19 protein-coding genes are annotated in these 19,582 nt (G+C 64.1%); 11 read left to right on the top strand and 8 right to left on the bottom strand.

Annotation, left to right across the window (positions count from 1 at the left end; all coding sequences use genetic code 11):
* The first annotated feature begins 5 nt into the window (after positions 1 to 5).
* Entirely contained in the window at positions 6 to 1,430 is a 1,425-nt protein-coding gene (locus tag EN804_RS30320; protein ID WP_189524592.1) for a sodium:proton antiporter, read from the top strand.
* On the opposite strand, the gene EN804_RS30315 is transcribed toward EN804_RS30320, so the two are convergent.
* The 8 genes from EN804_RS30315 to gcvA all read right to left on the bottom strand — a co-directional run bounded on the left by EN804_RS30315 (position 1,431) and on the right by gcvA (position 10,226).
* Positions 1,431 to 2,138, bottom strand: coding sequence for an ABC transporter ATP-binding protein (locus EN804_RS30315; RefSeq protein ID WP_135921962.1), 708 nt, complete (start codon positions 2,136 to 2,138; stop codon positions 1,431 to 1,433).
* Entirely contained in the window at positions 2,135 to 2,860 is a 726-nt protein-coding gene (locus tag EN804_RS30310; protein WP_135921961.1) for an ABC transporter ATP-binding protein, read from the bottom strand. The genes EN804_RS30315 and EN804_RS30310 overlap by 4 nt, the downstream gene beginning before the upstream one ends.
* Complete coding sequence (locus EN804_RS30305) at positions 2,857 to 3,819, bottom strand: branched-chain amino acid ABC transporter permease (RefSeq protein ID WP_135921960.1); 963 nt, start codon at positions 3,817 to 3,819, stop codon at positions 2,857 to 2,859. Before EN804_RS30305 ends, EN804_RS30310 begins: the two co-directional genes overlap by 4 nt.
* Positions 3,816 to 4,697 carry a branched-chain amino acid ABC transporter permease gene (locus EN804_RS30300; RefSeq protein WP_135921959.1) on the bottom strand — a complete coding sequence of 294 codons (882 nt, stop codon included), beginning with the start codon at positions 4,695 to 4,697 and terminating at the stop codon, positions 3,816 to 3,818. The genes EN804_RS30305 and EN804_RS30300 overlap by 4 nt, the downstream gene beginning before the upstream one ends.
* Before the next feature lie 221 nt (positions 4,698 to 4,918).
* Entirely contained in the window at positions 4,919 to 6,223 is a 1,305-nt protein-coding gene (locus EN804_RS30290) for an ABC transporter substrate-binding protein (RefSeq protein WP_127278104.1), read from the bottom strand.
* Positions 6,224 to 6,380: 157 nt separating this feature from the next.
* Complete coding sequence (locus tag EN804_RS30285) at positions 6,381 to 7,766, bottom strand: hypothetical protein (protein ID WP_189524591.1); 1,386 nt, start codon at positions 7,764 to 7,766, stop codon at positions 6,381 to 6,383.
* A gap of 64 nt (positions 7,767 to 7,830) precedes the next feature.
* Positions 7,831 to 9,135 (bottom strand): nicotinate phosphoribosyltransferase, encoded by a 1,305-nt coding sequence (gene pncB / locus EN804_RS30280; protein WP_135921958.1) that lies wholly within the window; start codon positions 9,133 to 9,135, stop codon positions 7,831 to 7,833.
* Between the two features lie 119 nt (positions 9,136 to 9,254).
* Complete coding sequence (gene gcvA, locus EN804_RS30275) at positions 9,255 to 10,226, bottom strand: transcriptional regulator GcvA (RefSeq protein ID WP_127871275.1); 972 nt, start codon at positions 10,224 to 10,226, stop codon at positions 9,255 to 9,257.
* Between the two features lie 210 nt (positions 10,227 to 10,436).
* Here gcvA and speB point away from each other — a divergent pair, with 210 nt between their 5' ends.
* The 10 genes from speB to EN804_RS30220 all read left to right on the top strand — a co-directional run bounded on the left by speB (position 10,437) and on the right by EN804_RS30220 (position 19,525).
* The gene (gene speB, locus EN804_RS30270; protein ID WP_135921957.1) at positions 10,437 to 11,498 is read left to right on the top strand and encodes an agmatinase; all 1,062 of its coding nucleotides are present in this window, start codon (positions 10,437 to 10,439) and stop codon (positions 11,496 to 11,498) included.
* An 81-nt stretch (positions 11,499 to 11,579) separates the two neighbouring features.
* The gene (locus EN804_RS30265) at positions 11,580 to 12,389 is read left to right on the top strand and encodes a transporter substrate-binding domain-containing protein (RefSeq protein ID WP_135921956.1); all 810 of its coding nucleotides are present in this window, start codon (positions 11,580 to 11,582) and stop codon (positions 12,387 to 12,389) included.
* A 6-nt stretch (positions 12,390 to 12,395) separates the two neighbouring features.
* Positions 12,396 to 13,052, top strand: coding sequence for an amino acid ABC transporter permease (locus tag EN804_RS30260; protein WP_135921955.1), 657 nt, complete (start codon positions 12,396 to 12,398; stop codon positions 13,050 to 13,052).
* The gene (locus EN804_RS30255) at positions 13,049 to 13,696 is read left to right on the top strand and encodes an amino acid ABC transporter permease (RefSeq protein ID WP_135921954.1); all 648 of its coding nucleotides are present in this window, start codon (positions 13,049 to 13,051) and stop codon (positions 13,694 to 13,696) included. Before EN804_RS30260 ends, EN804_RS30255 begins: the two co-directional genes overlap by 4 nt.
* Positions 13,697 to 14,110: 414 nt before the next feature.
* Positions 14,111 to 14,926: an ABC transporter ATP-binding protein gene (locus tag EN804_RS30245; protein WP_189524590.1), complete on the top strand. Its 816-nt coding sequence runs from the start codon at positions 14,111 to 14,113 to the stop codon at positions 14,924 to 14,926.
* Positions 14,913 to 15,644, top strand: coding sequence for an ABC transporter ATP-binding protein (locus EN804_RS30240; protein ID WP_135921953.1), 732 nt, complete (start codon positions 14,913 to 14,915; stop codon positions 15,642 to 15,644). Before EN804_RS30245 ends, EN804_RS30240 begins: the two co-directional genes overlap by 14 nt.
* A complete protein-coding gene (locus EN804_RS30235; RefSeq protein ID WP_135921952.1) occupies positions 15,641 to 16,543 on the top strand; it encodes a branched-chain amino acid ABC transporter permease in 903 nt (300 codons plus the stop codon). The genes EN804_RS30240 and EN804_RS30235 overlap by 4 nt, the downstream gene beginning before the upstream one ends.
* Positions 16,540 to 17,589, top strand: a complete 1,050-nt coding sequence (locus tag EN804_RS30230; RefSeq protein ID WP_135921951.1) for a branched-chain amino acid ABC transporter permease — start codon at positions 16,540 to 16,542, stop codon at positions 17,587 to 17,589. Before EN804_RS30235 ends, EN804_RS30230 begins: the two co-directional genes overlap by 4 nt.
* Positions 17,586 to 18,764: an ABC transporter substrate-binding protein gene (locus tag EN804_RS30225; RefSeq protein ID WP_135921950.1), complete on the top strand. Its 1,179-nt coding sequence runs from the start codon at positions 17,586 to 17,588 to the stop codon at positions 18,762 to 18,764. Before EN804_RS30230 ends, EN804_RS30225 begins: the two co-directional genes overlap by 4 nt.
* The gene (locus tag EN804_RS30220) at positions 18,761 to 19,525 is read left to right on the top strand and encodes a cyclase family protein (protein ID WP_245520805.1); all 765 of its coding nucleotides are present in this window, start codon (positions 18,761 to 18,763) and stop codon (positions 19,523 to 19,525) included. Before EN804_RS30225 ends, EN804_RS30220 begins: the two co-directional genes overlap by 4 nt.
* Positions 19,526 to 19,582: the final 57 nt, after the last annotated feature.

Raw genomic sequence — 19,582 nt, 5'->3', positions numbered from 1 at the left:
GATGCATGCCGATGGCGATCGGGGCGGCCGGCGCGATCATCGTCGCGTTGCTGTTTCCGGCATCGGCCTTGGCGGCAGAAGAGCATGGCCTGCCGGGCGCCGCCATGTCGCTCTGGTGGGCGCTGCCTTTTGCCGGACTGCTCCTGTCGATCGCCACCGGTCCGCTGCTGTTCCACCATGTCTGGGAACACCACTACGGCAAGATCGCTGCCTTGTGGGCGGCGCTGGTGATCGTGCCGCTCGCGGTCGCCTTCGGCACCCCGGCGGCAACCGAGGCGGTGCTGCACGCGCTGCTCACCGAATACATGTCGTTCATTGTCCTGCTGTTTGCGCTCTACACGATTTCAGGCGGCATCCTGCTTGCCGGCAACATCCACGGGACACCGCTGGTCAATGCCGGACTGCTGGTCGTCGGGGCGGCGCTTGCCTCGGTGATCGGCACGACGGGCGCCTCGATGATCCTGGTCCGGCCGATCCTGCGCGCCAACGACAACAGGCCTTTCAATGCCCATGTCGTCATCTTCTTCATTTTCCTGGTGTCCAACATTGGCGGCTCGCTGACGCCGCTCGGCGACCCGCCGCTGTTCGTCGGCTTCCTGCGCGGCGTCGATTTCTTCTGGACGACCGCCAATCTCTGGCGCGAGACGCTGTTCGTCGTTGTGGTCGTGCTCGCCGTCTTCCTGGCGATCGACCTCATCCTGCACCGGCGCGAGGCCGGGGCACCGAAGATCAAGGATCCGACACCGGACACGAAAGTGCGCCTGCGCGGCCTGGCCAACCTTCCGCTGCTGGCCGGCGTGATCGGCGCCATCCTGCTGTCGGCGGCCTGGAAGCCGGGTGTGAGCTTTTCCGTGTTCGGCGTTAGTCTCGAACTGCAGAACCTGGTACGCGACGCCATCATCCTCGCGCTGGCCCTGCTATCGCTCCCCCTCTCCTACAAGAGCCACCGCCGAGCAAACGGCTTCAACTGGGGACCGATCGCGGAAGTGGCCAAGTTGTTTGCCGGCATCTTCATCTGCATCGTTCCGGTCGTCGCCATTTTGAGAGCCGGCCATGACGGCGCGCTGGCGCCGCTGGTCGCGCTCGTCACCTCGGCGCAAGGCACGCCCAACGACCTCGCCTATTTCTGGCTGACCGGGGCGCTGTCGTCCTTCCTAGACAATGCGCCGACCTATCTGGTGTTTTTCGAGCTGGCCGGCGGCGACCCCCAACACCTGATGACGGAGTTCGCCTCGACGCTTGCCGCGATCTCGGCGGGCGCCGTGTTCATGGGCGCCAACACCTATATCGGCAACGCGCCCAACTTCATGGTCTATGCCATTGCCAGGCATCGTGGCGTCAAGATGCCGGGCTTCTTCGGCTATATGCTGTGGTCCGGGCTGGTGCTGATTCCGACCTTCTTGATCGCCGGCTTTCTGTTTCTCGGTTGATCAGCCGACACCGACATAGCGCCTGACCGCCGACGGGTCGGCGCGCAGGGCGTCGACATCGACCGTCTCGCGGTTGCGGCCGTTCTCGATGAACGAGACTCGGTCGGCGATCGACAACACAGCGTCGACCCGCTGCTCGACCAGGATGGTGGAGACGCCCAGCTCGCGCAGCTTCGATACAGTCTCGCGGATCTTGGCGATCATGGACGGCATCAACCCTTCGGTCGGCTCATCGAGCAAAAGCACCTGCGGCTCGAGACAGAGCGCACGCGCCATGGCCAGCATCTGCTGCTCGCCGCCGGACAAGGTGCCGGAGCGCTGCTTCAGCCGCTGGCGCAGCAGCGGGAAAAGGTCGAGGACGTTCTCGCGCGTCGCCTTGCCCTTGCCGCGCGCCATCAGCCCGATCTCGATGTTTTCAGCCACCGTCATCTCGGCGAACAGCCGCCTTCCCTGCGGTACATAGGCGACGCCGGCCTTCGGTACTTCATGCGCCGGCAGGCCGGTCAGCTCCCGGCCGGCGAGCCTGATCGAGCCGGCACTCGCCGGAACCAGGCCCATGATCGCCTTCAGCGTCGTCGTCTTGCCGGCGCCATTGCGGCCGAACAGGCACAGCACCTCGCCCTTGTTCAGCACGAGATCGAGCCCGTAGAGCACCTGGACCTCGCCGTAGAAGCAGTCCAGCCCCGAGATCACCAATGCATCGGTCATGGGGCGGTCCCCAGATAGGCGTCCTGCACCGCCGCGTCGTTTCGGATCGCTTCGGGCGCGCCCTCGGCCAGGATCCTGCCGGCGTTGAAGACGGTGATGCGGTCGGCCAGATGCATGACCACAGGCATGTTGTGCTCGATCAGCAGCACGGTGGCGCTCTTGGCGATGTCGCGTACCAGTTCGACGAAATTGTCGATCTCGCTATCGGCAAGGCCTTGCGTCGGCTCGTCGAGGATCAGCAGGCGCGGTTTCAGCGCCAGGCCCATCGCCACTTCGAGCAATCGCTGATGCCCGTAGGACAACTGCCCGGCCGGCATATGGGCGCGGTCGGCCAGCCCGGTGCGTTCGAGCGCCGACATGACGCCGGCGCGCACCGCACCCTTCGAGCGGCCGTCGCTCAACGTGCGCTGCACCGGCAGCGCGACATTGTCGTAGGCAGGCAGGTTGGCGAAAACGCTGGTGATCTGGAAGGTGTAGGCGATGCCCTGGCGGACCCTGACATAGGCCGGCAGGCCGGTGATGTCGGCGCCGTCGAAGAGGATCGCCCCCGAAGATGGCCGGATGCGGCCGCTGACCAGGCTGACGAAAGTGGTCTTGCCTGCCCCGTTGGGCCCGATGACGGCGCGGATTTCTCCGGGCATCAAGGTGAAGTCGACGCTGTCGACGGCGCGCAGGCCGCCGAAATTGCGCGACAGGCCCTTGGTGGTCAAAAGCGGCGTCATGGCAACCACCCGAGCCAGCGCTGGCGGATGCTGCCGAGAATGCCCTTGGGGAAGAACAGCACCAGCAGGATCAGCGCGATGCCGACGATCAGCAGATAGGCCGATGTGTAGCCGCTGGTGACGTCGATGACATAGTACATGAACAGCGTGCCGATCAGCGGTCCGAGCGTCGTGGCGGCACCCCCGAGCAGGACCCACAGCAGCGGCAGGATCGAGTATTGCACCGAGGCGAAGCTCGAGCCGACATAGCCGAACAGCAGCGCGTAGGCGGCACCCGAGGCAGCGCAGATCGTGCCGGAGACGACGACGGCGGCGAGCTTGTTGGAGAAGGTGTCGTAGCCCAGCATCTTCGTGCGTTCTTCGTTCTCGCGGATGGCGACCAACACGCGGCCATAGCGGGACCGGACGATGGCGAGCGTGATCAGCAGCACGAGTGAGAACAGCGACAGCGCGCAGATATAGCGCACGGTCGGGTTGGTGAGGTCGAGCGAGGTTGCGCCGAACGTGAGGACACGCGCCGGCTGCGGCACCACCATGCCCTGGTCGCCCCCGGTCCAAGCCGCGAAATAGAGGATGAGAAGATAAAAGACCTGGGCGAACATCATGGTGACGATCATGAAGGCAACGCCCGTGGTGCGCAGCGCCAGAAGGCCAATGATCAGGGAGAGGACGGCACCACAGCCGAGACCAGCGGCGAATGCCGCGGGCACGCTCCAGCCGAGCTGGATGACGGCGAGCCCGGCGCCATAGAGCCCGGCGCCGAAGAACATGGCGTGGCCCAAACTGAGCAGGCCGACATAGCCGAACAGCATGTTGTAGCCCATGGCGAAGACCGCTAGCACCATGATGCGGGCGAGCAGGCCGTGATAGTACTCCGGCAAAAGGAAGCTCAGCACGAAGAGCAGGGCGATGACGCCGAGATGCAGCGCGTAGGCCTTTGCCGGCGAAGCTTCGCTCATCGCGATGCCGTCCCGAACAGGCCTTGCGGCCGGAACACCAGCACCATGGCGACCAGCAGCGTGGCGATGATCTTGGCCAAGGTCGGCGAGAAGAACATCGAGATGATGCCGTCGGACAGCCCGATCAGCACGGCGGCGACGACGGTGCCGCGCAGCGAGCCGAGGCCCCCGATGATGACGACGATGAAGGACAAGAGCAGCGGGTCCTGTCCCATCAGGTAGTGCGCCTGGCTGATCGGCACGATCAGCACCGCAGCGATCGCCGCCAGCATGGCGCCAAGCGCGAAGACGCCGCCATAGACGCGGCCGACAGAGATGCCGAAGGCTTGCGCCGTCTCGCTGTCGTACTGCGTGGCGCGCATGATGAGGCCGATCTTCGTGCGCGTCAGCACCAGCCATGTCGCGATCAACAGGACAGCGGATGCGGCGATGATCGACAGCTTGTAGCCGGAATAGCCGAACCACGGCAGAAGGATGCGATAGCTGAAGGGCGGCTCCACCGGCCGCGCTTCGGGACCATAGAAAGTCAACGCCAGCTGCTGGATGATGTAGAGCATGCCGATGGTGGCGACGATGGTGGCTTCAGGGTTGTAATTGAGCCGGCGCAGCACCAGCCGTTCGGCGACCACCGCGATGGCGCCGACGATCAGTGGCGCGATCACCAGCGCCGCCAGGAAGCCGAGCGCGGGGTGGCCGCCGATTGCTGATGTGATCGCCCAGGCAAGCACGGCGCCGAGCATGAAGAACTCGCCGTGGGCGACGTTGACGACACGCATGACGCCGAACACCAGCGACAAGCCCAGCGCCGTCAGCGCCAGCACGGCCGAGGTGACGAGGCCTTCGAGGGTTGCCAGGAGGAGATGAGGTCCGAAGTGCATTGATTACACGCTTGATAGGGCGGCGCGAAGCGCCCCCCTCTGCCCTGCCGGACATCTCCCCCTCAAGGGGGGAGATTGGCAGCTCCTGCGACGGCTCTTTTTTTCCATCGTCTGCGATTGGCGAAACCCGCCGTAAAATCCAATCTCCCCCCTTGAGGGGGAGATGTCCGGCAGGACAGAGAGGGGGGCCTGGGCGCTCACGCTTGCTGGAAAAGCAACGCCTACAGCGCCTGCGTCGTGTAATCCCCTTCGGCCTCGTAAAGCCCGTCCTCGATCTTGGTCTTGTGCACGACCTTGAGCTTGCCGCCTTCGACCTTGGAGATGTTCTGGATGCCAAAGCACTGATGAATCTTGCCGTTGAAGGTTTTCGGCCCTTGCGGATGCTCAGGCCCTTCGGCGAATTCCTTCAGCGCTTCGGTCGCCTCGACCAGCTTGGCGCGATCTTCCGGTCCCTTGTAGCCGGCGTCTTCCATCGCCTTCTTGACGACGTAGAGCGTCTCCCAGCAGCCGAACATGTGCGCGGCGGTGGAGACATCCTTGGGATCGCCGACAGCGGCGCCATTGTCGTCGATGCCGACGGCGGCGCGATAGGCTTTCTGCGCGGCGGAATCATCCGGTTGCGCATAGCGCGGCGAGCCCTCCCAAAAGTGGCTGCCGTCGAGGAATTCCAGGCCGGGGCTATTGATGTCGGTGGCTTCGAGCGAATCGATGAAACCGAACAATTGCGGCCGGTTGGAGCCGTAGAATTCGCCGAGTTCCTTGACGAAGGTGAGCACCGCCGGTCCGACCATGACATGGTAGATCACCTCGGTCTCGGCCGGGATCTGCGGGAAATATTTGGTGAAGGACGATTCCGTCGGCGGAATGGCGATCTGGGCAATCACCTCGGCGCCTTGCGCCTTCAGCGCCGGCGGCAGGTAGTCGCGATGGTCGTAGCCGAAGGCGAAATCGGGGAATATCTGCGTCACCTTCTTGCCGGCATTGGCGGCGATCCACGGCGCCATCGACTGGATCTGGCTCTTCACATCGGTGATGCCGGGCTGGAAGACGTAACGGTTGAGCTTGGTCGAGGCGACGTGGTGGCCTTCGCTGACGACGAAATAGGGCATCTTGGCTTCGCCGGCGGCGGGCGCCGAGCCGATGACGACATGCGAGAACAGCGTGCCGAAGACGATGTCGGTCTTGTGCTGTGTGGCGAACTTGCCGACCACCTCGGCGCCGCGGCCAGGATCGGTGCCGTCATCCTCGATGATGACCTCGACCTGACGGCCATTGATGCCGCCGGCGGCATTGATCGCCTTGATCGCGGCGGCGGTGGTCTTCTCATACCAGCGGCCATAGGCGGCGCCGATGCCGGTTCGGTGCGACTGGAAACCGATCTTGATCGGCGCCGAGCTTTGCGCCTGGGAATAGCGGACAAAGCCGGGCGCCATGGCGAGACCGGCGCCGGCGGCGAGACCCTTCAGCGCATTGCGGCGGGTAAGTGTGGTTTTGGAGAGGTCGAAAAATCCGTTCTTGTCAGTCACGTTCGTTCCCCTGTTTTTGCGTTTTGACCAACGATAAGGCGGCTCGAACATCCTCGGCAAGAGGATGCAAAATTGCATGTGTACAAACTAAATCACCAAAGGCTTGGCCTGGCAAGCGAGCTTTCCGTGGGGGCAAGCCCGCACGGGATGGCTTGTCTCATCCGACCGTCGGCGTGGCAAGCAGCCAAAGACCGAAAATGGTGTAGGCGATCATCAAAACAGTGAGCGGAAACTGGCTGAGCGCGGCGCGAGTGGGCTGGGGATGCAGGCGCCAGGCAAAGCCGTGGGCGACGAGAACCGCCAGCACATGGCCAAGGATGATGGCGCTGGCCTGGACATTCCACAACCACCATGCGGAGCCGGCGCCGGCAACGATGCCGGCTTCGACCTGCATGTCGGCGGTGCCGAACAGGTTCCAGCCCAGCGCGAATGGATCGGACAGGGAGGCCAAAGCATACTGGCCGTCGACCAGCAGCGCCGTCAGATAGTGCGCGACATGATAGGCGAGCGCGATCGGCACGATCGACCACACCAGCAGTCCCGCCGACTGGGCGAGAGACCGATCGCTGCGGGCAAGACGCTGGCCGAGAAAGACGGCGAGAAGGAACACCGCTGTCAGCAGCGCGAATGTCATACCGAGTCCCAGCGTGCCGCTGTCGATCACCGCCGTGCGGCCGGGAAATTCCAGCGGGTTGATGCCGAACAGGCCGAGCCAGAAGAAGGTTTTCGACAGGCCGTCGAACGAGACCGAGGACAGAGCGAGCAGCAGGAACGCCATGCCGCTGGCCGGCAAGGGTTCGGCCGCCAGCAGCTTGGCGCCCGGCCAGCACAGCGCGAGCCGGCCGTCATCGTCGCGCGCGACGGGCGCGAAGCGCGACACCATCGAGAAGAAGATGCCGAGGAATTCGCCGCCGCGGCTCCACTTGTCGTAGCCGAACACCAGCATGGCGATAAAAGTAACCAGCCAATAGAAGCCGGCGGCAAAGGCAAGCCGTGCCGGATCGTCCGGCGCCGGATCGATGAGTTCGAACCAGGCAAAGGCCAGGAACAGGATGACGGCCGGCCAGCAGCCAAGCCATTGCGGAAGTTGCCTGGCCACCTCATCGCCTCTGCCCGTCAGGCGGGACAGCAACCGCCAGGGGCCGTACCACGGGTTGAGCCACGACCAGAGATCGCCGAACACCCCTTGCAGCAGGGTCAGCCCGGCCCATAGCAGCGTCCACACCACCAAAGGCAGCGGATTGGAAAGCGGATCGCGGCTCCCGATGAAGCCGGCGGTGATGAGGATTGCCAAGCCGGCAAAGGAAATCAGGCTGATAACGATCCGGGCGCCGTCGCTGAATGTGAAAAGCGGTACGCGCCGACGCCAGAAACGGTCGAGGGTGTCGGGCGGCAGCAGGGCAAGGACAAGGAAGCTGACGGCCACCGCGAACGCGCCGCCGATCAGGTAGTAGCCGGTCGGAAGGAGGAGGACGTGGCCACGGTCGGAGGCGTGGGCGAAGGCAGGAGTGGGTAAGACGAGCCCCAAAGCGGCAGACAGCAACGCTAATGACCAGCGACAGCCCTCTACGGCGGAACTCGACCTCTCCAAGATCCCGCCTACCTCCTCACACCTTGACCAGTTGCTCCACGCGATCCTTAGCGCCAAAAATCCGCAAATACCGCTCGATCTCCTTGAGATCGCCGGTCGCCTTGGCCGGGTTGTCGGACAGTTTCACCGCCGGCCTGCCATTGGCCTCGGTCACCTTGCAGACCAGCGATATGGCATCGAGGCTGTTGGTCTCCGTCGGCGCACAGCCTTCGAAATCATTGGTCAGGTTGGTGCCCCAGCCGAAGGACATGCGCACCTTGCCTTTGAAGTGGCGGTAGGTTTCCTCGATGCTCTCCACCTCGAGCCCGTCGGAGAAGATCAGCAGCTTCTGCCTGGGGTCCTTGCCCTTCTCGCGCCACCAGTCGATGATTTTTTCGCCGCCCTCGATCGGCGGCGCGCTGTCGGGACGGAAGCCCGTCCAGTCGGCGACCCAGTCCGGCGCGTCGCGCAGGAAGGAAGCGGTGCCGAAGGCGTCGGGCAGCACGATCAGCAGATTGCCGCCATAGTAACGCTGCCAATCCTGCAGCACCTTGTAGGGTGACTGCTTCAGCTCTTTTTCCGAATTGGCGAGTGCCGCAAACACCATCGGCAGTTCATGCGCGTTGGTGCCGAGCGCTTCGAGGTCGTTGTCCATGGCCAGAAGCACATTGGAGGTGCCGGTGAAGGCTTCGCCAATGCCTTCCTTCAGCGCCTCGACGCACCAGCGCTGCCACAGGAAGGAATGGCGCCGCCGGGTGCCGAAATCGGAAATGCGGATGCCGGGCAGCGCCTTCAGCCGTTCGGTCTTGGCCCACATCTTGGCCTTGGCGCGGGCATAGAGCACGTCGAGCGCGAACGGCCCGAACGACCGCAATGCGGCCCGCGAACGCAATTCGTTGATGATGGCGAGCGCGGGGATCTCCCACAGAGTGGCGTACATCCAAGGGCCGGAGAAGGAGAGTTCGTACTGGCCGTCATGCCTGGAGAGTTCATATTCAGGCAGCCGGAAGCCTTCCAGCCAGGCGAGGAATTCCGGTTCGAAAATCTGCTTGCGGCCGTAGAAATTGTTGCCGCCGAGCCAGATCATCTCCTTCTTGGAGAAGCGCAGCGTGCGGGCATGGTCGAGTTGTTCGCGCAACTCGCCTTCGTCGATCTCGTCGGCGAGCCGAACCGAGGTGGTGCGGTTGATCAGCGAAAAAGTGGCATCGACCTTGGGATACATCCCCCAGATCATCTGCAGCATCAAAAGCTTGTAGAAGTCGGTGTCGAGCAGGCTGCGCACGATCGGGTCGAGCTTCCAAGTGTGGTTATAGACGCGCCGTGCAATATCGGTCTTGGCCATGTCTCGTTACCGCCTTCGCTGCCCTGCCACCACAATAGCGACAGGCCTCATAGCATCGAATTGACCAAAACGCTGCCCGCTTTCAGGCTGGCCCGACAAAAAGAAAGCCCTGCGTGCGGCTACGAGGGTTTGCCGCCCATCACCTTGAGCGCTGGACGTTTGCGGCGGGTGACGAGGCGGCCCGCCACGGGGGCGCCGGCGCGGCCGTCATCCCCCGCCTTCTCGGCGAACAGCCAGTCCATGAACACCTGCACGATCGGCGTCGCCCGCATTTCGTTGCGGCAAACGACATAGAAATCATCGACCGCGGGCACCGACAGGCTGAACGGAGCGACCAGCATGCCCCTGGCCAGCAGCGCGCTTGCCGTCACCGAGTCGCCCAGCGCCACGCCATGGCCGTGCACCGCGGCCTCCGCCGTCATGCGCGCATCGCCGAGATGATGGCGCCGACCGCGCTCCAGGTCCAGCGCGTCGGCGGCGGCCAGCCAGGTGTGCCACTCGCGGCCATCGTCACCATGCAGCAAGACATGGTCGGCGAGGTCGCGAACATTGCGGATCGGCCGGTTGTTGATCAGCGTCGGGCTGACCACCGGGAACAGCTCCAGGCCCGACCATTTGCGCATCCAGCAATCGGTCCAGCTGCCATCGCCATAGTGCACGCAGACATCGATATGCGGCGCCCGGATATCCCTTGGGTCGTTGGAGGGGATGAGCGTCAGCTGGATATCAGGATATTGCGCGGTGAAGCTGCCGAGCCTCGGCGTCATCCACAAAAGCAGCAGTGCCGGCACGCAGGACACCGACAGCGCGCCGCTGCTTGCCGGCCGCGTCAGCCTTTGCGTTGCGGCGGCGATGCCGTCGAAGGCCGTCGACACCGCCGGCAAAAGTTCGGCGCCATGCGGGGTCAACTTGACCCGCTGGCCGACGCGTTCGAACAGCTTGACGCCGAGCGATTGCTCCAGCGCCTTGATCTGGTGGCTGACGGCGCCATGCGTGACATTCAGCTCACTCGCCGCCTTGGTCAGCGAGGCATGGCGCGCCGTGGCCTCGAAGGCGCGCAGCGGGTTGAGAGGTGGCAGGCGCTTGGCCATGGGCGCTCGGCTTCATTGTGAGATTTTCTCACAGAAACCACCCTAACAATATCAATTGCTTTTTCAATGCGGCTGCCGGACACTTTTGCCCGGAACAACATCAAGACGTGAAATCTGCATTCAGCCAGCGGGACAGCGGCCCGGCCGGATGACGGTCGGTTCGCCCGAGATCACCGACGGCGACACTGCATCACTTGAGGAGGAGCGGATATGGGATACGATCGCGGCAAGCTCGACGCGCTGCGTCGCAAATATGGCGAGAGCCATGGCGGCGAGATGTACGATCCGAAATTCCGCAAGGTCGCCGACAAGATCTTTTCCAAGAGCGGCACGCGGCTGGCGCCCTATTCCGGCATCCCGACCTTCCTAACCGCACCCTATCGCGAAATCGCGGCCGAAAATCCCGACTTTGGCGACCTGCAGGTGGCGATCATCGGTGTGCCGATGGATCTTGGCGTCACCAACCGGCCGGGCTCGCGCTTCGGGCCGCGCGCATTGCGGGCCATCGAGCGCATCGGCCCCTACAATCATGTGCTTGAATGCGCGCCGACGCATGAGCTCAGGGTCGCCGACATCGGCGACGTTCCGTTCCAGAGCCGCTACAGGCTGGAGACCAGCCATGAGGATATCGAGCGGCGCATCAACCAGATCGTCGTCGCCGGTGTCATCCCGCTGTCGGTTGGTGGCGATCACTCGATCACGCACCCGATCCTGAAGGCCGTCGGCAAGAAGGCACCGGTCGGGCTCATCCACATCGACGCCCACTGCGACACCAGCGGCCTGTTCGACCTGACCAAATTCCACCACGGTGGCCCGTTCCGCAACGCGGTGCTCGATGGCGTGCTCGATCCGACGCGCACCATCCAGATCGGCATACGCGGCGCGGCCGAGTATCTGTGGGAGTTCACCTACGAGTCCGGGATGACCGTGGTCCATGCCGAGGAGGTGACCGGTCTCGGCATTCCCGCCATCATCGAGAAGGCGCGCAAGATCGTTGGCGAAGGCCCGACCTATGTGTCCTTCGACATCGACAGCGTCGATCCGGCCTTCGCGCCGGGCACCGGCACGCCGGAAGTCGGCGGGCTGACCACGCGCGAAGTGCTCGAATTGCTGCGCGGCCTCAAGGGCCTTAACATCGTCGGTGGCGACGTCGTCGAGGTGGCGCCGCAATATGACGCGACCACCAACACCGCGCATGCCGGCGCGCAGGTGCTGTTCGAAATCCTGAGCCTGATGGTGTTCAGCCCGGCCCTGGCCGGCAAGGGAGCCTGACGGCCGGAAAGCAAAGGCGGCCGCCGCGCTGGAGCCGGCGGCCGACCCAAACAATCAAAAGCATCCAGAAGGGGAATGACAATGACAATCCGATCGACGTTCAAATCATCCATCGCCGCCGTCCTGGTCCTGGGCGCGGCAGGTCTCGGCCTCGCCACGCAGGCGGCCAAGGCCGACGCGCTGGCCGATATCACCAAGGCCGGCACCGTCAATGTCGGCGTTTTCGCCGACTTCCCGCCTTTCTCCTCGGCCAGTGCCGACATGAGCCTCAAGGGCTACGACATGGACGTCGCGCAGTACATCGCCGACACGCTCAAGGTGAAGCTCAACACCGTGGCCGTCACCGGCCAGAACCGCATCCCTTACCTCAACGACCACCGCGTCGACATCCTGATGAGCGTCGGCTACTCGAAGGAACGCGAGCAGGTCATCGACTTCGCCGCCGCCTACGCGCCGTACTACATCGCGGTGATCGGTCCGGCGGCGATGTCGGTGAAGGGCAAGGAAGACCTTGCCGGCAAGTCGATCGCCGTCAATCGCGGCACGCTGGAAGACACCTCGCTCACCGAGGCAGCGCCCGCTTCTGCCGACATCAAGCGCTTCGACAACTACAATTCGGTGATCCAGGCCTTCATTTCCGGCCAGACCCAGTTGATGGTCGTCGGCAACGATGTCGGCGCCCAGGTTCTGGCGAAGCAGGACGTGCTGAAGCCGGAGCAGAAGTTCCAGCTTCTGACCTCGCCCTCGCATATCGGCCTCAACAAGAATGAGGATGCCCTCAAGAAGGCCGTCAACGATGCCGTCGCCAAGATGCTGGCTGACGGCAAGCTGGATGAAAGCTCGAAGGCCTGGCTGAAGACGCCGCTCAACCCCGACAATCTCAAGGATTGAGTTGCCGTGGCCTTCGGCTGGCTTCCAGGTGCCGTGGGCGACATCGCGCACGGCGCCGCCACGACGATCCTTTTGATCGCCGTGACAACGCTGGCGGGAACGCTGCTCAGCATTCTGGGTGCCGCCGGACGGCGAAACGGCCCCGCGCTGCTGCGCCACGCCATCGCCTGGTATGTCGAGGTGATGCGCAACACGCCGTTCCTGGTGCAGCTGTTCTTCATCTTCTTCGGCCTGCCGAGCCTCGGCATCAGGCTCGACCCGATCCTGGCCGCCATGCTGGCGATGACGCTCAACATGGCGGCCTACACGATCGAGATCGTCGGCGCCGGGCTCGACGCCGTGCCGCACGGGCAGACGGAGGCGGCCCTGGCGCTTGGACTGCGGCCGCGCCAGGTGTTCATCAAGATCGTGCTGCCGCAGGCGCTCAAGATCATCTATCCCGCGCTGACCAGCCAGATCGTCATCATGATGCTGGAATCCGCCGTTGTGTCGCAGATCGCGGTGCGTGAGCTGACCTATGAGGCCGACATGCTGCAGGCGCGCACTTTTCGCTCGTTCGAGACCTATTTCGTCGTGACGCTGGTCTATCTCGCCCTGTCGATGGCCTTGCGGCGGCTGCTGGTTACAGGCGGGCGCCGCGCGCTCGGAGCTGGCGTGTCATGATCGAGTTCACGCTGTGGGACATCGTGCGCAACCTTCTGCTCGCCGCCCGCTGGACGGTGCTTTTGTCGCTGACCGCCTTCGTCGGCGGCGCGCTGGTCGGAATGGTGGTGCTGTTCTTCAGGATCGCCAAGAACAAATGGAGCCGGCGCCTTGCCTCGGGCTACATCGCCCTGTTCCAGGGAACACCGCTCCTGATGCAGCTCTTCCTGATGTTCTTCGGTCTGCCGATGCTCGGCCTGCGCATCGAGCCCTGGACGGCGGCCGTGCTCGGCCTGACCTTCTTCGCCAGCGCCTATCTGGCCGAGATCTGGCGCTCTGGTGTCGACGCGCTGCCGCTTGGTCAATGGGATGCCGGAGCCAGCCTCGGCCTGCACTATCTGCAGGAACTCAGGCTGATCATCCTGCCGCAGGCGTTCGCCATCACCCGCGCGCCGACCGTCGGGTTCCTGGTGCAATTGATCAAGTCGACAGCGCTGACCTCGATCATCGGCTTCGAGGAGCTGGTGCGGACCTCGAACGCCATCAACAACGCCACTTTCGAGCCGTTCAAAGTCTACGGACTGGTGGCGCTCATCTTCTTCCTGATGTGTTTTCCGCTGACGCAATATGCACGGCGGCTGGAGCGGCGGGCGGCGGCCCGCTAGGGCGATATCGGCGCGGAGCATTCGCCGCGCGACTGCGACGTGTCGCAAGCCGCAGCGCGGACGCGCAGAAGCTCCACGGATTGGCCTTCACCGCCAATGACGACCGCGTTGGCAACGGCGGCTATGCGGTTCAATGCCTGAACGCCAATGCCGGCGCCAGCCTCGGCCTGCAATGTCTGCAGGAATTCCGGTTGATCATCCTGTCGCCGGCGTTCTCGATCACCCGTGCGCCCAAGGGCTGGCTTCCTAGTGCGTGGTATCGGTCGACGGCGCCGCGATCGCAAAGTCGGCTTGGAGTGGCTCCGCATCGATGCCGGTGTCGTCGCGGCGATGGCAGGCATAGAGCATTCCTGTTAGGAATAGGCCTTGACATGTCGTCGTGCGAATTGTCCATTCGAAGCTTGGCCATGCCGAATGGGGCGGCAAGGGCGGACAGGGGCAAGCCTGCGCGTGGACAGACAGTCGAGCCGAGTGCTGTTGAGGACGGACGGGCTGACAAAAGCCTTCCGGGGCCTGGTTGCACTCCGGGATCATTCCATCGAGCTCCACGAAGGTGAAATCGTCGGGGTGATCGGCCCGAACGGCTCCGGCAAGAGCACGCTTTTCAACCTCGTCACCGGTTTTTCCCAGCCGAATTCCGGCAGCATCGAGATGAAGGGCCGCTCGATCATCGGCCTGCGCACATCGCAGATCGTCGCGATGGGCATCGCCCGCACCTTCCAGGGGTCTCGCCTGTTCGGCAGTCTCAGCGTCGCACAGAACGTGCTCACGGCGGCGCAGTTGCGCCATCCTGTCGGCTTCGCCGATACGGTGCTGCGCGGCCGGCGCTATCGCCAGCGGGTGGACGCCACGCGCCAGAAGGCCGACGAACTCCTCGACCTCATGGGCCTGACAGATCAGGCCGGCAGGATCGCGGCGGATCTTCCTTACGGCGATCAGCGACGGTTGGAGATTGCGCGTGCGCTGGCGACCGGCCCGCAACTGCTGCTGCTCGATGAGCCCGCGGCCGGCCTTGATTCCAACGAGACCAAGGTGTTGGCGGGGCTGATCCGGACGATCCGTGACCGCTACGGTGTGACCGTGGTCGTCGTCGAGCACGACATGGACCTGATCATGGCGCTGTGCGAACGCATCCAGGTGCTGGCGACCGGCGAGGTGATCTGCGTCGGAACACCGGAGCAGGTACGCGAACACCCGAAAGTAAGGGAGGCGTATCTTGGCCACGCCTAGCCCTGCCCTGCTCAGCGTCGAGAACCTCGAGGTCAATTTCGGCGCGGTGCGGGCACTGAAGGGCATTTCGCTCGACGTCCATGCCGGCGAGGTGGTGGCGCTGGTGGGGGCCAACGGCGCCGGCAAGAGCACCACCTTGCGCACCATTTCCGGCCTGTCGCGGCCGCGTGGCGGCAAGATCATCTTCGGTGGCAAGCCGATTGGAGGTGTCGCTCCGTCGCAGATCGTGAGTCTGGGCATAGCGCAGAGCCCGGAGGGAAGGCGGCTGTTCGGCGGCCTGACGGTGGCCGACAATCTGCGGCTCGGCGCCTGCACCCGCACCGACAAGGAGGCCGTCGCCCGGGACAGCGAGCGCATGTTCACGCTGTTCCCGATTCTCAAGCAGAGGCTGAGGCAGCTGGCCGGCACGCTGTCGGGCGGCGAGCAGCAGCAGCTTGCCCTGGCGCGTGCGCTGATGGCGGCGCCGCGCCTGCTGCTGCTCGACGAACCTTCGCTCGGCGTTGCGCCGCTGCTGGTACGCCACATCTTCAGCGCACTTGCCGAACTCAAGCGCCAGGGCATGACGATGCTGCTGGTGGAACAGAACATCGCGCTTGCCCTGGACCTCGCCGACCGCGCCTATGTGCTGCGCACGGGTCAGGTGGCGCTGTCGGGCCTGTCCGCGGAACTACGCGACAGCGAGCGCGTGGCGCAGGCATATCTCGGGGCGGCAACATGACCCAGCTGGACTATATCCTGCAGCAGATCGTCAATGCGGTGAGCCTCGGCAGCCTCTACGCGCTGGTGGCGGTCGGCCTGTCGATCGTCTTCGGCGTCCTCAAGCTGACCAATTTCGCGCATGGCGACGTCATGATGGTCGGCGCATTCGGAGTAGCACTGCTGGCGGGAGTGGGCGTTCCATTCCCGGTCGCCGTGATCTGCGGCATCGCCGCGGCCGCCGTCGCGGGCTTCCTCATCGAACGCATCGCCTATCGCCCGATCCGCGACGCGCCAGACGTCGCGCGACTGCTGACAAGCCTCGCCGTCACCTACATCATCGAGAATGTCGGCATCCTGGTGTTCACCTCCTCGCCGCGCAATTTTCCACTCCCCGATATTCTCAACACCTCCTGGGAAGTGTCGAACGGCGCCATCACCTTCACCAGCATCAATCTCCTGACCATCGCGCTGACCTTCGTGTCGCTGCTGCTGCTCGGCTGGTTCATCACGCGCACCACGACGGGGCTTGGCATGCGTGCCGCGGCCGAGGACATGTCGGCGGCACAGCTTGTCGGCCTCAACGTCAACCGGCTGATCATCGTCGCCTTCTTCGTCGCGTCCGCCTATGCCGGCCTAGCCGGCATTCTGTGGGCGGCACAAGCCGGCGTGGTGCAGCCGCAGATGGGCTTCACGCCACTCCTGAAGGCCTTCGTGGCGGCGATCATCGGCGGCTTCGGGTCGATCGCGGGCGCCCTGGTCGGCGGTTACATATTGGGCGCGCTGGAGATCTTCATCGTCGCGTTCCTGCCGAGCGCCGTCTCGTCCTATCGCGACGCAATCGTCTTCGCGGTGCTGATCGCCTTCCTGCTGGTGCGCCCGGGCGGACTTCTCCAGCCGAACCGGGAGATAAAGCTGTGAGCCGGGAAGCGCGGATCACACTCCTCGTCCTCGCCGCCCTGGTGGCAGGCGCTGCCATCGCTTTTGGTGCGCCGCACGTGCTGAGCGACTATTTCGTCCGGATCATCCTGCTGATCGCGCTCAATGCGATCCTGGTGCTGGCACTGTCGCTGAGCAATGGTTTTACCGGCGTGTTCTCGCTCGGCCATGTCGGATTCATCGGCGCCGGCGCGTATATTTCGGGGATCCTGTCGATCCCGGTGCAGCAGAAGATGGCATTGCTGCCGCATCTGCCGGCGTTTCTGCATGCTTTCAGCCTCGCCTTCCTGCCGGCGACGCTGGTGGCGGGTCTTCTGACGGCGCTGCTTGCGGTGGTCGTCGGGTATCCGTTGATGCGCCTGTCGGGCTACTTCGTTTCGGTGGCGACGATGGGATTCCTGATCATCGTCAACGTGGTGCTGATCAATGCCTCGGATTTCACCAGAGGCGCCCGCACCTTCACCGGCGTGCCGCTGGAGACGACGTTGCCATGGGTGATGGGTTGGCTCGCCATCACGCTGTTCGTGCTGGCCCGCCTGGTTTATTCGCCTTTCGGGAGCGCCATGAAGGCGGTGCGCGACGACACCATCGCGGCCAGCGCCGTCGGAATCGGCGTGCTGCGGACCAGACTGATCGCCTTCGTTACCGGCGCGTTCTTCTCGGGGGTCGGCGGTTCGCTCTACGCGCATTATCTCGGTTCGTTTTCGCCAAACACCTTTTACTTCGCGCTGACGATGAGCCTGATCACCATGCTGGTGCTGGGCGGCATGGGCTCCCTGACCGGCGCGATTGTCGGCGTCATCTGCGTTTCGCTGTTGTCGGAGGTTTTGCGCGCGGTCGAACGCGGCTTCACCATCGGCGATTTCGCGGTGCCGGCGCTTTTTGGCGCCAGCCAGATCGTGCTCGGCTTCATTTTCATTCTAATCATGATCTTCCGGCCGAACGGGATCATGGGCGACCGGGAGCTCACGTTCGGATTAACCCAAAGATCGGCAACGGTGAACCAGAGAGAGGAACGAAAACCATGATCAGACTCACTCGACGCGGCACAATCGGCCTGGGACTGGGCGCATTCTTCGCGCTTGCCTCGGCCAGTACGGCACTTGCTGCCGACACGATCAAGATCGGATATCCGGCGAACCTGACCGGCATTCAGGCCTCGCTCGATGGTCCGATGCTGAATGGCGCCAAGCTGGCAGCGAGCCAAATCAACGCCGCCGGCGGCGTGCTGGGCCAGCAGATAGAACTGGTGATCTACGACTCCAAGAGCGATTCGACGACGATCTCGACCGTCGCCAGCCAGTTGATCGACAGCGACAAGGTCGTCGGCATCATCGGCTTCGCCGATTCCGACTCGGTGCTGGCCATCGGACCGCAGGTCCAGAAGGCGCAGATACCATTCATCACGCCCGGCGCGACCTCGCCGAAATTGCCGAGCCAGCTCGGCAACGAGATCTTCCTCGCCGCTTTCGGCGACAATGTTCAGGCCGCGGTTGGCGCGGAATTCGCGCTGAACAAGCTGAACGGCAAGACAGCCTATCTGCTGACCGACATCGGCACCGAATATACAACGCTGCTGTCGGACTACTTCGTCTCCGCCTACGAGCATGGCGGGGGCAAGATCTTGGAGCGCGACACCTACAAGATCGGCGACAAGACCTTTACCGCCCAGATCGCCAAGCTGAAGGCGCTGTCGCCGCAGCCCGACTTCGTCTATTCGTCGTCGAATGCCGAGGAAATCGGGCTGATCCTGAAGCAGATGCGTCAGGCCGGCATCAATCTGCCGGTGGTCGGCGGCGACGGCTACGACACGCCGTTGCTGATCCAGGTCGGCGGCGACGCGGCCAAGGATACCTACTTCACTACCCATGCCTATATCGGTGAGGGCGCCAGCCCGAAAGTGCAGGCCTTCATCGACGCCTACACCAAGGCGGTCGGCAATGCGCCCGAGAACGCCTTCGCCGCGCTCGGCTACGACTCGGTCAAGCTGATGGCCGACGCGATCAAGCGCGCCGGCGCACCGGATCCGGCCAAGATCCGCGACGCGCTTGCCGCCACGTCCGGTCTCGACGGCGTGACCGGCACCATCACCTACCGTCCGGGCATTTCGGTGCCGGACAAGTCGGTTTCGGTCATCGGTGTCAAGGACGGCAAGCTTGTCTTGGCGAGTGAAGCGGCACCGACCTTCGTCGCGGAGCCGTGATCTTGTCGACTCGGGGCTCGCTTTGGGACATCTACAGGTCGCGGCTCTCCGCCGCGACCTTCACCGACCTGACGCATGCCTTTCGTCCGGGCCAGCCGCATTTCCCGGCCTTCCCGGATGAAGAGCGCAACGCGTTGCTCGACTTTTCGAAGGGCGACGCCTTTCAGGTGCACCACTACGCCTTCGTCGGGCAATGGGGCACGCATGTCGACCCGCCGGTGCACTTCATCGACGGCGGCCGCTCGATCGATCAACTGCCGGTGTCGGAGATGCTTCTGCCACTGGTCATCCTCGACATCACCGACAGGGTAGCGGCCGATCCCGATGCGACGCCGACGCTGGACGACATTTCCGCCTGGGAGGCCCGGAACGGCCGCATCCCGGAAAAGTGCTTTGTCGCGCTTCGCACCGGGTGGTGGCCGCGCTGGCCGGACCCGGTGACGTTTCAAAACAGGTCGGCCGACGGTATCTCGCATGCGCCGGGCTGGTCGAAGCCGGTGCTGGAGGAACTTCTGGAGCGCCGCGGTGTCACTGCGATCGGGCACGAGGGCATGGACACCGACCCCGGCCGCGCCACTTCGGCGGGCGATGCAAGTCTGGAATATTATGTGTTGTCCCGCGACTGCTGGCAGATCGAGCTCCTGGCCAATCTCGACAAGGTGCCCGAAGCCGGTGCGTTGATAATGGCAAGCTGGCCAAAGCCGAAGGCCGGATCCGGCTTCCCGGCTCGCGCTGTCGCGATCCACGAAGCGACCGGCTGAACGCCTGAAGCCTCTGTCGGCGGCAGGACCCCGCACAACGACCAGTCAGACACGGAA

Source organism: Mesorhizobium sp. M8A.F.Ca.ET.161.01.1.1 (assembly GCF_004792105.1).
Lineage (GTDB): Bacteria > Pseudomonadota > Alphaproteobacteria > Rhizobiales > Rhizobiaceae > Mesorhizobium.
The sequence above is the reverse complement of the archived record's forward strand: the minus strand, read 5'-3'. Positions and strand labels throughout refer to the sequence as shown.

What these genes read in the sequence shown, in the direction of transcription:
- EN804_RS30320 (WP_189524592.1), top strand. Translation starts at nt 6, where the DNA reads ATGCCGATGGCGATCGGGGCGGCCGGCGCGATCATCGTCGCGTTGCTG.
- EN804_RS30315 (WP_135921962.1), bottom strand. Translation starts at nt 2,138, where the DNA reads ATGACCGATGCATTGGTGATCTCGGGGCTGGACTGCTTCTACGGCGAG.
- EN804_RS30310 (WP_135921961.1), bottom strand. Translation starts at nt 2,860, where the DNA reads ATGACGCCGCTTTTGACCACCAAGGGCCTGTCGCGCAATTTCGGCGGC.
- EN804_RS30305 (WP_135921960.1), bottom strand. Translation starts at nt 3,819, where the DNA reads ATGAGCGAAGCTTCGCCGGCAAAGGCCTACGCGCTGCATCTCGGCGTC.
- EN804_RS30300 (WP_135921959.1), bottom strand. Translation starts at nt 4,697, where the DNA reads ATGCACTTCGGACCTCATCTCCTCCTGGCAACCCTCGAAGGCCTCGTC.
- pncB (WP_135921958.1), bottom strand. Translation starts at nt 9,135, where the DNA reads ATGGCCAAGACCGATATTGCACGGCGCGTCTATAACCACACTTGGAAG.
- gcvA (WP_127871275.1), bottom strand. Translation starts at nt 10,226, where the DNA reads ATGGCCAAGCGCCTGCCACCTCTCAACCCGCTGCGCGCCTTCGAGGCC.
- speB (WP_135921957.1), top strand. Translation starts at nt 10,437, where the DNA reads ATGGGATACGATCGCGGCAAGCTCGACGCGCTGCGTCGCAAATATGGC.
- EN804_RS30265 (WP_135921956.1), top strand. Translation starts at nt 11,580, where the DNA reads ATGACAATCCGATCGACGTTCAAATCATCCATCGCCGCCGTCCTGGTC.
- EN804_RS30255 (WP_135921954.1), top strand. Translation starts at nt 13,049, where the DNA reads ATGATCGAGTTCACGCTGTGGGACATCGTGCGCAACCTTCTGCTCGCC.
- EN804_RS30245 (WP_189524590.1), top strand. Translation starts at nt 14,111, where the DNA reads ATGGGGCGGCAAGGGCGGACAGGGGCAAGCCTGCGCGTGGACAGACAG.
- EN804_RS30235 (WP_135921952.1), top strand. Translation starts at nt 15,641, where the DNA reads ATGACCCAGCTGGACTATATCCTGCAGCAGATCGTCAATGCGGTGAGC.
- EN804_RS30225 (WP_135921950.1), top strand. Translation starts at nt 17,586, where the DNA reads ATGATCAGACTCACTCGACGCGGCACAATCGGCCTGGGACTGGGCGCA.